At 49.3% G+C, this 14,009-nt stretch carries 10 protein-coding genes; 3 read left to right on the top strand and 7 right to left on the bottom strand.

Annotated elements, in window-relative coordinates; translation table 11 throughout:
- Positions 1–3: 3 nt before the first annotated feature.
- The 5 genes from PCH02S_RS00810 to PCH02S_RS00790 all read right to left on the bottom strand — a co-directional run bounded on the left by PCH02S_RS00810 (position 4) and on the right by PCH02S_RS00790 (position 5,376).
- On the bottom strand, positions 4–1,317 hold the full coding sequence (locus PCH02S_RS00810; RefSeq protein WP_127449135.1) for an alpha-L-fucosidase: 1,314 nt from the start codon (positions 1,315–1,317) through the stop codon (positions 4–6).
- 412 nt (positions 1,318–1,729) lie between these two features.
- A complete protein-coding gene (locus PCH02S_RS00805; protein WP_127449134.1) occupies positions 1,730–2,356 on the bottom strand; it encodes an SGNH/GDSL hydrolase family protein in 627 nt (208 codons plus the stop codon).
- A gap of 25 nt (positions 2,357–2,381) precedes the next feature.
- Entirely contained in the window at positions 2,382–3,299 is a 918-nt protein-coding gene (locus PCH02S_RS00800; RefSeq protein WP_127449132.1) for a dihydrodipicolinate synthase family protein, read from the bottom strand.
- 4 nt (positions 3,300–3,303) lie between these two features.
- Complete coding sequence (gene dapA, locus PCH02S_RS00795) at positions 3,304–4,200, bottom strand: 4-hydroxy-tetrahydrodipicolinate synthase (protein ID WP_127449130.1); 897 nt, start codon at positions 4,198–4,200, stop codon at positions 3,304–3,306.
- Positions 4,201–4,227: 27 nt separating this feature from the next.
- Entirely contained in the window at positions 4,228–5,376 is a 1,149-nt protein-coding gene (locus PCH02S_RS00790; RefSeq protein WP_127449724.1) for an iron-containing alcohol dehydrogenase, read from the bottom strand.
- A 245-nt stretch (positions 5,377–5,621) separates the two neighbouring features.
- Between PCH02S_RS00790 and PCH02S_RS00785 the strand changes: the two genes are divergently transcribed.
- The 3 genes from PCH02S_RS00785 to PCH02S_RS00775 are packed head-to-tail and all read left to right on the top strand — an operon-like array spanning position 5,622 to position 11,471.
- Positions 5,622–6,635, top strand: a complete 1,014-nt coding sequence (locus PCH02S_RS00785; RefSeq protein ID WP_127449129.1) for a glycoside hydrolase family protein — start codon at positions 5,622–5,624, stop codon at positions 6,633–6,635.
- Between the two features lie 18 nt (positions 6,636–6,653).
- Positions 6,654–9,365, top strand: coding sequence for a family 78 glycoside hydrolase catalytic domain (locus PCH02S_RS00780; protein WP_127449127.1), 2,712 nt, complete (start codon positions 6,654–6,656; stop codon positions 9,363–9,365).
- A gap of 36 nt (positions 9,366–9,401) precedes the next feature.
- Positions 9,402–11,471: a glycoside hydrolase family 65 gene (locus PCH02S_RS00775; protein ID WP_246068888.1), complete on the top strand. Its 2,070-nt coding sequence runs from the start codon at positions 9,402–9,404 to the stop codon at positions 11,469–11,471.
- Positions 11,472–11,518: 47 nt separating this feature from the next.
- On the opposite strand, the gene PCH02S_RS00770 is transcribed toward PCH02S_RS00775, so the two are convergent.
- Entirely contained in the window at positions 11,519–12,094 is a 576-nt protein-coding gene (locus tag PCH02S_RS00770; RefSeq protein ID WP_127449123.1) for a TetR/AcrR family transcriptional regulator, read from the bottom strand.
- Between the two features lie 67 nt (positions 12,095–12,161).
- Positions 12,162–13,895: a methyl-accepting chemotaxis protein gene (locus tag PCH02S_RS00765; protein WP_246068920.1), complete on the bottom strand. Its 1,734-nt coding sequence runs from the start codon at positions 13,893–13,895 to the stop codon at positions 12,162–12,164.
- Positions 13,896–14,009 lie beyond the last annotated feature (114 nt).

Here is a 14,009-nt window from a genome sequence, read left to right as displayed (position 1 = left end):
CGTTTAAGCCCCTCCTTTCAAAAACAATTCAATGACCGGCACCGCTACTTCAGGCTTTTTCACGGGAAGTGACAAGACCAGCGTCTTCTCATCTCTGCCCTCTTTGTACGCCCCGTTGTCGATTCCGCTATGGACAATGCCTTGCTTGAAACGGATCTCAGATGCATCGTTCAGCAGCTGAGCGTACTCGACTTGCCCGGCCAAGCCATGCAAGTGAATGCTTTTGAACGGCCAACTATACACATGCACATATAAGCGATTGGTCTCGGGGTTATAGGTTAGTCGGCAATCCTGCGGACATTCGATGGTTTCCGGCGCTTGAGTGCAGCCATAAATCGAACGGCTGTGACGTCTCATCCAGTTGCCGATGCCTTTTAAACGATCGATCGAACGCTCATCAAACTCGCCCCGACCGGTCGGTCCTACATTCAGGAGCAAATTGCCTCCTTTGCTGACCACATCAATGAGCATTTTGACCAGCATATCAACGCTTTTCCATGATTCCTCATCCCGATGATATCCCCAGGAACCACTGAACGTATGCGGTGTCTCCCAAACAACACGTTTACCGTCGATCTGCACCCATTTGGTCGGCAAATACTGCTCAGGCGTCGTAATATCCCCACCGATTTGCAGGCGATCGTTCAATAAAACGTTCGGCTGCAGCTGGCGAATCAGCTTGATCAGCTCCTTGCTGTTCCAATCTTCCTTGCCTTTGCCTGGCAATCCGTTCTCCTCCGGGAAGGAAAAATCGTAAAACAACAGATCCACATCGCCATATTCGGTTAACAATTCCTTCGTTTGTCCAAACAAATAGTCGCGATATTGCGCAAAATCCTTTTTCGCACTTTCAGCGATAGCTTCTTCATCGAACCGCAAGGGGTGCTTCGTGTCGATCGTATAATGCGGGTGATGCCAATCAATCAGGGAATGGTAAAAGCCTACCTTCATGCCACGCTCACGGAAAGCCTCCGTCATCGGCCTGATCAAATCTCGGCCAGCCGGGGTGTTCGGCGCTTTATAGTCAGTCAGCTTGCTGTCCCATAAGCAGAACCCTTCGTGATGCTTGGTCGTTACTACGGCGTACTTCATGCCAGCATCATAAGAAAGCTGCGCCCACAATTCCGGGTCGTACAAATCCGGATTGAATTTATTGAAATATTTATTGCGGTATTTCTCTCCGCTTAATCTCTCTCTGGATTGCAGCCACTCATGCCTGGCAGCTAGCGAATATAGCCCCCAATGAATGAACAAGCCGAACCTGTCATGCGTGAACCATCCGCTGTCACCGGTTGTTGGTTCTATTTCGTACGTCATTGCATTTACCCCCTTGTACTTCCGTAATAAGATTGGAAATTCTGCGGAATCGACATGTCTACTTCCACGTTAACGCCTGATCGGGCGATACTTTCCAGTTGCAGGAATTTGAGCTCATGATCAGTTTACAAGAAAGCAAGCGGCCCATTATAGGCTGAATTCATCACATATATAGGTGGCGCGAAGCGAGCGAGTACTCTTCTGGATGGTTATTAGGGAACTACAAGCTACTATTTTTCTAAAAAAGCGCTGTTTCCGGCTGCGAGGGGAACTACAGTTCGCTATTTTGGTGATTTCATGCAAAAGTCGTCCATGAAAGGCAAATAAGACCTTCTAGTTCCCCTAGGATTGAAAAATCCTCGTTTTTGGCCAATAGAGGACTCCAGTTCCCTCTCCCTGGGCTCAGCCCCCCTCAACGATCCTCAACAGCCTTCAACCACGTCGTTGCCATCAGCATATCTCCGAGCGAATTCATATGCACACCGTCCGTCGTCAAATCCTGGCCCGTTTCCAGCTTAAGAAAATCAATAAATGCAAGATGCGTCGGTACCAAGACGGCATCATACTGCTCAGCCAGCCGATTCACGATATCCACATACGGCTTCAGCAGCCGGTTACCCGTGGCATCCGGGTACTCCTTGATGACCGTAGGCTGCATGAGGATTAATCGGCAATCCGGGATCTGCTTCGTTTGATCCAGCAAATTTCGGTAAATTTCCTCGAATTTATCCGGGTATACCTGCTCGCCCATCGGCGAGTCCAATTGGCGCCACACATCATTAATCCCGATGGAAATGGATACCCACTGGGGTTGGTGATCGATCACATCGAGCGTCCACCGTTTCTCCAAATCGATGACGCGATTGCCGGAAACGCCTTCATTAATAATTTTCAGACCAAGCTGCGGATAAACCGCTGTCAGATAATCATGAATCATTCGTACATAACCCGAACCCAGCTTCAGCGGATCTTTTTTACGCCCTTTATCCGTAATGCTATCCCCGATAAACACAATGCGATCTTTCTTTTTAAACGGCACAATGCTTCCTCCTCTTTAAAATCAGTTAGACAAGCTGTTTCTTTAGCATCCGATACACGGCATCCAGCTGCTCCACTTCCAGCTTATGATTTTCTCGAAAAGCGCCCGCATCCTTAGAACGGCAATGCAAGGAAACCGGAAGTCCCCTTTTGCTCAGATGATACTTCGCATTCACAGGATACATCTGCAGCTCAATTAGCGATGCGGCTCCAACGAACGACTGCAGCATCTCCGCGATGGCTGGCTCCGAATCCCAACTTTCGGTTAGTCGCACATAGAGATCAGGATGAAAATTTGCCATAACGCCGCTAAAGCCGGAGGCACCCAATCGCAGGGAAGCAAGCAGCGTTGCGGAATTGGCATTAAACAGTTGGAGTGAGCTGCCTTTCACCGCTTCAAGTTTTGCGGCAATTTGGTGCACATCGCAGCTGGTGTCCTTAAGAAACGCGAATCTTCCCGTATCTGCACATTGTTTGAGCAGCTGCGGACTCAGCAGCCTTTTGTACGGATATGGACATTCATAAATGCCCATTGGCACATTCGGGACTCGATCAATCAGCTGCAGAACACGCTCAAACCAGATCTCGTCAGATTCATCCGGACCCGCCAGACGGTTGCTGACTAGCACAACAGCCTGAACCCCGGTCTCCGCGATCCGCTGCAATTCCTCTACCTGCTCCTCGAACTGCTCGGAGATATGCCCCGATGCGATAACCGCAACCCGACCGGCAGCTAGGTTCGTGACGAATTGAGCAAGGCTCACTCTCTCCTCCAGAGTCAAATAAAACATCTCACTGGATTGACATACGGCAAACAGGCCATGCACGCCTTGATCAATGTACCATTCTATCAGCTGCTCCAATGCGGCATAGTCCACTTTGCCTGTATTCGTGAAAGGTGTTACCATCGTGGGCCAAACACCTTTAGGTATGTTCGTTGCCATTGTCTCAGTTCCTTTCCACCAAATAAGTGTCCATCACCCGCCGGAGCTCTTCTTTCGCTGATGCATTCAGCGGTTGAACAGGCAGGCGCGGTTGTCCCGCAGGCAATCCGATCATATTCATTGCTTCCTTCAGTACGGAAGGGAGCGTCCCCATCGAAAACGCGTTGCGCAAAGCTCGCAGCTTGCGCTGTTGTTGTTCAGCTTGTTCCAGCTCCCCCTGGTGCCACAAGTCGTAAATACTTTTCACAACTTCTGGAAACACATTGGCAGTCGCCGCTATAGCTCCGCGTCCTCCAGCCATCAAGGTCGGCAAAATGAGTGAATCCGTGCCTGCCAAAACGGAGAAGTCCTGACCAGCTGCCTCCATATATTGCAAAATGGTATCAAAACTGCCGCTGCTGTCCTTAATGCCAACAATGTTAGGCACTTTGCTTAGTTCCTTCACGGTTTGGGGTTGAAGCGAGTTTCCCGTCCTTGCCGGAATGTTATACAGCAGTACGGGAAGCTCTGTCGCTTCCGCAATCTTTCGGAAATGAGTCAGCAGTTCCTGCTGGGTATAGGTCAGAAAATACGGTGTAATGACGGACAGCGCATCTGCCCCCATGCTCTCCAGACGCACAGCGAGTTCGATAGATTCCTTCGTACTTGTGCAGCCAGCCCCCACATACACCGGTAATTTCCCTTGTGTTTCCTCAAGGACGATTTCGGCGACTCGCAGTTTTTCCTCGAAAGACATGGAGAAGAACTCGCCATTCGTACCGAGACAAAACAAGCCGTGCACATCCGCATCAATCAATCTGCGGGTTAATTGCCGCAATGCAGCCTCATCAATCTGCTGATCAGCATCAAAAGGTGTCACCATAGCAGGAATGATACCTGACGGTTGCAATAAATGATTCATCACATTTCTCCTTCTTAATCCTACTCGTTATGGAAGCAATTGGTGGTAAACAGCTTGAATATCATCTATGTTCATCGGTTTTGGATTGTTATTTAAAAGCCTTGTTACCTTTGATGCGGCAACCGCCAGCTCACCGATATCCACATCGGTTACACCAAATGCACGCAAATTTTGCGGGATGTCCATTTCGGAGGTCCACTCGAAGATTCGCCGAATAACGGCCTCCGAGACCGCCTTCCCGCCCTCTGTTCCAATTTGCAGGCCCATCGCGCAAGCAACATGACCGAGTCTCGTTTGTATGGCATCCCTATTAAACGTCATGACATGCGGCAGCAGCATCGAATTCGCGACACCGTGCGTAATGTTGAATTTTCCCCCAAGCGGATAAGCCAATGCATGAACGGCGGCTGTTCCAGCCGAACTAAGCGCCATCCCGCCGTACATCGATCCCAGAAGCACATTTTCTCTAGCTTGAAGATCGAATCCGTGATGGTAGGCTTGCAGCAAACTGCCAGAAATTAAACGAATCGATTCAAGGGCAAACATATCGCTTATCGGGTTAGCTCTTGTGGAGATATAGGATTCCAACGCATGAGTAAACGCATCCATACCGGTGGCAGCGGTAATGTGCGGCGGCAGGCTGACAGTCAGCGCCGGATCGATAATTACCAGCATAGGAAGCAAATGCCTGCTGATGATTCCGACTTTTAACTCCTGTTCAGGAATCGTAACAATCGCGTTCGGTGTCACTTCTGAACCGGTTCCTGAAGTCGTTGGTATCAACACTGTAGGTATCCCTGGTTTCGAAACGCGGTCAATACCTATAAGACTCATTACGTCAACGGGATCTGTCATCAGGACGGAAAACAATTTCGTTGCATCCAGCACACTCCCGCCGCCAATGCCAATGAACAAATCGACAGGTTCAGAGGCGATGCGGCTGTACACTTGTTGAATGTTATCAACCGTTGGCTCCGGCTTCACATCGGTATAGCACCTGCTGGTTATTCCCGCATGTGACAGTTCAGACTCCATTCGATCAATGACCCCCATCGCCTTTATCGAAGGTTGCGTTACGATCACCACGTGTTTGAAATCTCCGTGCCGTTTTATCCTTGGAACCAGTTCGGCAATCGTGTGTTGTCCGGCAACCATACTGCGGGCCGTCTCGAACATAAACGGATTAAAACCGTGATTGTCCTTCACTCAAGCCCCTCCTCTCAAGCGTATGGCCTAAATTCCCCCCTCATCCTACGCTCGGCTATTCATGATGTCAATGCTGCCAAGCGCTGAAGATCGCTTTGACCTATATATCAGGTTCAATACCCCACACAACAAGTAAGCGCTTAATTGTAATCTGAAAAGGGAATTGGGAAATGAACTTTAGATTTTTGGATTTTTATCATAAGGAGTGTGTCACGTTGCATATACAGCCTTATCTCACCCCATATAAATGGGGTAGTCCCGTTCTTGTTGGTTCAGGGTTGCCCGGCCATTTCGACGAGCGAGCCGTCGATTGTCCGTTCGTCTTTCAACATAGCGGCAAATTCTACATGATGTATGTGGGGTTTGACGGAACCGGTTACCAGACGGCTTTGGCGACAAGCCATGATCTTATCAACTGGGAGCATCTGAGTATTATTTTAAAAAGAAACGAAGACGCTGCCTGGGACTCCCTTAATGTTGCCGGCACATGGATATTGAAGGAAAATCGCCTTGATGCTCCTCCTGTACTGAAGAAATGGAACAACAAATATTGGTTAGTCTATCACGCCTATCCCCATGCAGGTTATGAAGAAGGTTCGGCCAAAATTGGCATCGCCTGGACCGAAGATGAGCAGCTGCTGGAGTGGCATCGATGCCCGGATCCCATCTTAACCCCGGAAGAAGGCGCAGACTGGGAAAAAGGCGGGCTCTACAAAGAGTGCCTGATTGAGCATGAAGGTACGTTTTATTTGTATTACAATGCCAAAAACACAAATAAAGGCCGATGGATCGAGCAAACAGGCGTTGCTTTCTCCACCAATTTGAAGGAATGGCACCGCTACGAACAAAATCCGGTTTTGCAGGTTACCCCGGATGGATGGGATTCCGGATTTGTCAGCGATCCTTGCGTGCTGCATGATCCGGACCGAGACCAGTGGGTTATGTATTACTTTGGCTATAATTACAAACTAGCGCAGGAAGGAATTGCTCTTTCCCGTGATCTGTTAACTTGGGAGAAATATCCTGAACCCATCATTCGAGTTGGGGAAGAAGGCAGCATTGACGCTATTTTCGCCCATAAGCCCTCTGTCGTTATGCATGAAGGTAACCTCTACCATTTCTACTGCTCATGCAGACGATATCTAGAAGGCGATCCGACCAAAAACTACGGTAAAGAGTTCCGGACGATCAGCGTCGCAACCTCACAGCCGATAGATACCCAACGATGACCAAGGGGGCGAGCACGGATGCAAGTGGCTGAATTGTTCGTAGAAAGCAAGCATCTCCCACTCGGGATTGATGTCCTCCAGCCGGCCTTCGGCTGGAGTTTTACCGATTCACCGGTCCGTTTGCAAATGCAAACGGCCTATCAAATCCTTGTTTTTGATGGTGAAGATGATAGACGAAGCGAAATTGTGTGGGACAGCGGACAGCGTTTTAGCAGGAAAAACGTTCATATCTTGTACGAAGGGCCGCCGCTTCAGTCCAGGCAACGCTACTTTTGGAAGGTACAGGTGTGGGATGCGAATGGCCTCATGACGGAAAGCCCTGTCTCCTGGTGGGAAATGGGACTCCTCCATGCTGAGGATTGGTCTGCGGCTTGGATAGCTCGATTTGCAGACGAGCCCCTTGAACACCCCGCCCTTCCCCTCATGCGGCGTGATTTCCATGTCAATAAACCTGTGGCACAAGCTCGCGCCTATATCTGCGGGTTAGGCCAGTTTGAGCTGCGCCTTAACGGGGAGAAAGTCAGCGACAACGTCCTGGAGCCGGGCTGGACCAACTATGACAAAACTTGTCTCTACTGTGTCTACGATGTGACTGAGCAGCTTCATGAAGGCGGCAACGCGATAGGTGTGATGCTTGGGAACGGCTTTTTCCATGTGACAGGCGGCCGCTACAGCAAATTCAAGCATTCCTTTGGCACCCTAAGGTGCCTCGTTCAGTTGGAAATCACCCATACGGATGGCACCCAGACTCGGATTCTTAGCGATCGCCATTGGGATTCTGCGCCGGGCCCTATCACCTTTTCGTGTATATACGGAGGGGAAGATTACGATGCTAACCGTCTTCAAGCTGGTTGGGATCTGCCGAGTTTTACCGGGAACGATGCTTGGAACCCGGCGGTTGAAGTACCAGGTCCTGCAGGAAAGCTGAAGTCACAAGCGACTTCGCCATTGAAAGTGATGGAAACTTACCAGCCCGTACAGATCACTCAACCGCTTCCCGGTGTATACGTGGCTGATTTCGGCAAAAACTTCTCCGGTTGGATGAACCTCCGGGTTCAAGGCCCTCAAGGCGCCAAAATGACGATGTCCCCTGCTGAATTGCTGAAGGATAACGGCACGATCAATCAGAAGTGGACCGGTTCTCCCACCAAATTCACTTATACGTTGAGCGGGGATGCTGAGGGAGAAACTTGGTCGCCTCGTTTCAGCTATACCGGGTTTCGTTATGTGCAGTTCGAGGGCGTTGTTCCAGTTTCAGCAAATGCGAATGCGGATGTAGCTGTCTGCGGTTCCGACATTCCAGTACTTATTCAGCTGGAAGGTCAAATGATTTATCCGGATGTGAACGTATGCGGAAACTTCGTTAGTTCAAATAAGCTGCTAAACCGCACGCATGAGATCATTAACCAAGCGATACGCAGCAACATGAAAAGCATTTTTACCGATTGCCCGCATCGGGAAAAGCTCGGTTGGCTCGAGCAAATTCATTTGATGGGCCCATCCGTAGCATGGAATTACGATGTCGAGCCATTGTTCATCAAGACGATGGAGGACATCCGGGACGCCCAGCTGCCAAGCGGGATGGTCCCGACAACGGCGCCGGAATATGTAGTTTTTTCCGAGCAATGGCGCTGCTTCCGGGATTCTGTCTCCTGGGGCGCCACCTATATCCTCACAGGCTGGAATTTGCTGCAATTGTATGGCAATCACCGGATTTTAACCGAACATTATGAAGGAATGAAAGCCTATATCGACTATTTAAAAGCGAGCTCGGATCAGCTGATTATCGATACCGGGCTCGGAGACTGGTACGATGTCGGCGACAATCCTCCTGGTTTTGTTCAAAATACGCCGGTTGCGCATACCGAAACCGCTATGTTTTACCATATCGTCGATGTGTTTGCACAAATCGCAAAGTTCTTGAATCGCAGCGATGACGCGCTCTACTATACACAACTGCGCGACGACATCAAATCTGCGTTTGATCAGGCTTTTTTCGATGACCAAACGCAGCAATATGCCACCGGCAGTCAAAGCTCTCATGCGATGCCGCTTGTTCTAGGGTTAGCCCACGAGCCGTATAAAGAAACTATTTTAGCCAAACTCATCGATGATATTACTATACGCGGGTATCATACGACGGCAGGTGATATAGGCCATCGCTCTGTGCTGCTTGCCCTTTCTCAGAACGGTCGCAGCGACATGATTTATAACATGAGCCAAAGGACGGATCACCCGAGTTACGGCTATCAAATCGCAAACGGCGCGACATCGTTGACGGAGGCTTGGGACGGACCCACCGTCGGCAAGTCGCAGAACCATTTTATGCTCGGACATTTGGAAGAATGGCTCTATAGCGGTTTGGCAGGCATGCAATATCGGTATTGTCCCGAATTCGAAAGCTATAAGCTGACTATCAAGCCGGCTATACTGGATGGTTTGAATGAAGTAAGCGCAGATCATCGTCTGCCATCCGGAAAGCTGCGAGTCGCATGGCAGCGGGATTCGGATAACCGTAAGCTCAAGGTTGAGATCACCATTCCGGCAAATTGTTTGGCGGATGTCTACCTTCCTTCTGCCTCCATGGAAACTCTCCTCGAAAGCGGAATACAGGTAAAGGCTGCAGCAGCTATACAGGAAGTCATGCTTGAAGACGGAGAAGACGGGGAAGACGGGGACGCCGTCATACGATTAGGCTCTGGCAGCTATCTATTTGAATGTGATATTTAAAATGAAACTATTTTTTCCCGATGGGGTGACGCCATAATGATCGATCGAAAAGCTTTAGTGGGACGCCATAATCCGTTTATTACCAGCTTTGATAAATTCTCTTCCCTCTCTGTCGGCAATGGAAACTATGCCTTCACGGTTGACGCAACCGGCTTGCAAACATTCCCGAACCTATACGCAGATGGAGGTGTTCCGCTTGGCAACTTCTCCAATTGGGCGTGGCATACACATCCAAATCCAGAGCAGTACCATGTGGATAAGTTCCCTCGAACCTCTTTCCCTACCTTTGGCGGGAGAGAGATCGGGTTTCCGTATATGGCGCCCGGCCAAATTACTGATGAGTATAAGTGGCTAAAGTTTAATCCGCATAAATTGCATCTTGGGCAAGTCGGCTTCCGATTAACGCTGCCCTCAGGCGAGGAGGCCGCCGCTGACGATTTGAAAGAAATAGAGCAAGTGCTTCATCTATGGGGCGGAGTCATTGAAAGCCAATTCTCGATCAGCGGAGCGAAAACCAGCGTGACTACCTGCTGTCACCCCAAGCAGGATTTGATCGCCGTTCGCGTGAAATCGGATTTGATCCGCCAAGGACGTCTCCAAATTGCTTTTCATTTCCCATACGGCACATGGAAGTTCGCAGGCGTTGATTGGGGAAAAAGCGGCCAACACGCAACGGAAATCGCGACCGGCAGCAGCCATTCCGTCCAAATTGACCGGAAGTTGGATCAAGACGCTTATGCGTTTGCTGCCGCTTGGTCCAGCGGAAGCTTCACTCAAGACGAGCAAGACAACCACTTGCTTCTTCTAACGCCATCATCCGATTACGATGAATTCGAGTTCCGGTTCCGATTTACTCCCAAATCAGACGAGTCTGATTTACCAACCTTTGGAGCTGTGCGAGCCGACGCCGAGCTGCATTGGCGCAGCTTTTGGACCTCTGGCGGAGCTATCGACCTGGCAGGCAGCAAAGATTCACGCGCACTCGAGCTTGAGCGTAGAATTGTGCTGTCTCAGTATTTGACCGCTATTCAATCATCCGGAAGCCTGCCGCCGGCGGAGTCAGGACTCACCCATAACAGCTGGGCCGGCAAATTTCATCTGGAAATGCACTGGTGGCATTCCGTTCACTTCGCACTTTGGAATCGGGTGGACAGCTTGACGAACAGTCTGGAATGGTACATCAGCATCCTGGATCAAGCTCGAAAGCTGGCTGCTTCCCAAGGCTATGAAGGGGCAAGATGGCCGAAATGTGTGGCTCCGGATGGCATTAACGGCCCTTGTTACATTGAACCGTTCCTCATCTGGCAGCAGCCGCATCCTATCTATTATGCTGAGCTCATCTATCAAATTAGGGGCACAAAAGAGACGCTCCAGAAGTATGCGGATCTCGTCTTCGAAAGTGCGGCCTTCATGGCCTCTTTCGCCGAATGGGATAACGAACAGCTGCGGTATGTGTTAGGTCCGCCAGTTGCTCCAGCGCAGGAAATTTATGATCATGCAACGACAATGAATCCAACTTTCGAATTGTCTTACTGGGCATTCGGATTATCAACAGCCGTTGCATGGCGGGAAAGGCTAGGACTCCCGAAGGTGGAGAAGTGGGAGCATGTCCTGACCCATTTGTCCAAGCTTCCCGTGGTGGACGGTTTATATGTTGCCGCGGAGACAGCTCCCGATACATTTACTGGTGGCAGCAGCACCAAAGATCACCCCACGATGCTGGCCCCGCTCGGTATCCTCCCCGGTAACATGGCGGATCGTGAAACGATGCTTAGGACCTTGCACGAAGTCATCAAGGTCTGGGACTGGGATGCGACTTGGGGATGGGACTATCCCATGGTCGCTATGACATCGGCAAGACTCGGCGAAGGACAATTGGCCGTAGATACCTTGTTGATCGACAAGGTTACCAACACCTTCCTCCCGAATGGCCATAACTACCAGCGAAAACCACTAACGGTATACCTCCCTGGCAACGGGGGTCTGTTAAGCGCTGTTGCCATGATGGCGGCGGGCTGGAAGAACGGGCCGGACACCCATGCACCCGGATTTCCGCAGGATGGCTCTTGGGAAGTGAAGTTCGAGGGTTTGGCCAAAATGTTATAATCAATGAAGAAGGAGCCCGCTTGCCGCGAGGCTCCTTCTTCATTCTTTCAATCCAGTATAGCTAGCGATGTATCAATGATACCTTCCAGTTTTTCTTTATCGTTTGTTGTTTTGGCCAACACGCATAATCCGATAAAGGCGTTGTTCAAAAACTCCGAAATCCTCCGTGCATCATGATGGCTTCCGATTTCTCCCGTTTCCTTGCCGCGCAATACCAAGTCGTATAGTTTGTCCTCGGTTTTAACAAAACTTTGATTCACTTTCGCCGCGGCTTCTTCATCACAAACAGCCAGTTCAACCGCCGTATTCACGATCAAACACCCTTTCGGCCGATCGTCTGCAGCCACAATGGCGTGCTCAAACATTCGCCGGATAGCTTGTTTCATCGAGGTAGGAGCCTCCACTTTTTGATGAACGGAACTTTCCAGCATTTCCCCGTACTTCTCTACTGCCTTCATATATAAACGATGTTTGTCTCCGAAAGTATCATAGATACTCCTTCGATGTATCCCCATATGTGTGACCAAATCTTGCATGGAAGTTTTTTCATAGCCCTGCTCCCAAAAGATATGCATCGCTTTGCGCAGCACGGCATTCACTTCAAACTCTTTGTTCCTAGCCATAGTCGACCTCCTTTTTACAGAGTCTAGTATAGCATGATTTTGCAGACTTTTGCTTGCATCCGAACAATTACAGCTCGAACTTCCCAACGGCCATATGCAATTGTTCGGCGATGCCGTTCAGCATACCGGCAGACCTGGTGATATCATTCAGCGACGCCATTTGTTGCTCAGAAGTTTCGACCACCTGTTGAGCGTAGGCAGACGAATTTCTAGCGTGAGAGCTCGTTTCTGCGACTGAAGCGGACACTTCTTCCGAGGTGGCGGCCAGTTCTTGAGCCGATGCTGCAACCTCTTGTATGCGAACAGCCACTTTCTCGGAAGCCAAGAAAATACGATGAAAGGAAGTCTCCGCCGTATGTACCATCTCTTTGCCCATATCCACTTCCTGCAGGCAATCATGCATCGTTTGTACAGCAACTCCGGTATTGTCCAAAACCTGGCCGATCAATTCGGTAATTTGATTGGCAAATTGCGCGGACTGCTCCGATAGCTTGCGCACTTCCCCTGCAACAACCGTAAATCCTTTGCCTGCTTCCCCTGCACGAACCGCTTCAATCGCCGCATTCAAAGCGAGCAGGTTTGTTTGCTTCGCTATATTGCCCATCAGGCCAATCATATTATGAATTTCTTGAGAATGGTTCTCCAAATTTAGAATAACGGTGTTCGCCCTGCTGACCGTATCACTCATACCGTTCATGCTCGCAATGAGCGCTTGAAGGTCTTGCTCGCCTTGCTTCGCCTCTCGGAATGCTTCCATGGAGATATCTGACACCTCGGACGAAGCTTCCGCGATTCGCCCAATACCAATGCTCATCTCCGTCATCGCTGTATGCGTATCCTCATAATTCCGGACTTGAATTTCTGCTCCGGAAGCTACCAATTGCATGACCTCCGCCACTTGATTGGACGCATGCGACGTTTGCTCTGCGTGATCAAGAAGCTCTTTGGACGAGTCAGCAACCGAAGAAGAGGCGTTGCGGATTTGCAGCAAGATGTCCCGGACATTCGTCTTCATTCGGTTTAACGAACCGACAAGTTCACCAATTTCATCTTTATTTCTCACTTTCACATCTTGTTCAGATAAGCTTCCCAAGGACACCGTCTGAAGAGCTTGGGAGACAAGCCGCACAGGCTTGGAAATATTACGTGTAATGAAGAAAGCCAGAATCAGACCGATCAAGACGGCAGAACCAAAAATATAAATCAGGTTCATTTGTCCAGAACGATAAATGACCGAACTGCTTTCTGAGGCAGCCACAGCGCCTTCATGTTTGATTTTTACAAGAACCTCCAGATATTTCTGCATGTTTACAAAAACTTTATTCGAATCTGAAATGAGCATTTCCACTTCTTTCTCCATGCTGCCGGAGCCTTTACTCAAATTGGCTTTTTTACTAAGTTCCAAGAACTTCTCATGATAGCCTTTGTAAGTCGTCCATTGGTTTTGGAAGGCTTCGAAATTCCGCTTCTCTTGCTCATCCGTTAGCCCTTCTCCGAACTGTTTAATCTGCTCGTCTACATTGCTAATCCCTGCACTGGCTTGTGTCTGCGTGCTTTGCAGCTGAGCTGGATCCATTAAAATGAAAAGCTGCATTTCTAATCCGTGTACATTTTCCGTTAAAAAACTGATCGTATTGACGGCTTCGACGCCAGGCATCCATATCCGGCTGATTTCATCACTTTTGTTCTGAATCGACTTCATATTCGTTAGACTCATCCATCCTGCAACAGAAGTAAGCAATAATAGCGCAATAAAACTGACATACATTTTCTTACCCACTGTAATTTGAGGCAGTCTCATATTCAAGAATCTTCTCTCCTTTAGATATTAACCTTTGTTCAAAAGTTTCCAATATCTAAATGTTACAGAAGGTTTGTTAAATGTAGATAAAAAAAGCCCTCACAAAGTGAGGAC

This window comes from Paenibacillus chondroitinus NBRC 15376 (assembly GCF_004000765.1).
GTDB lineage: Bacteria > Bacillota > Bacilli > Paenibacillales > NBRC-103111 > Paenibacillus_E > Paenibacillus_E chondroitinus.
The sequence above is the reverse complement of the archived record's forward strand: the minus strand, read 5'-3'. Positions and strand labels throughout refer to the sequence as shown.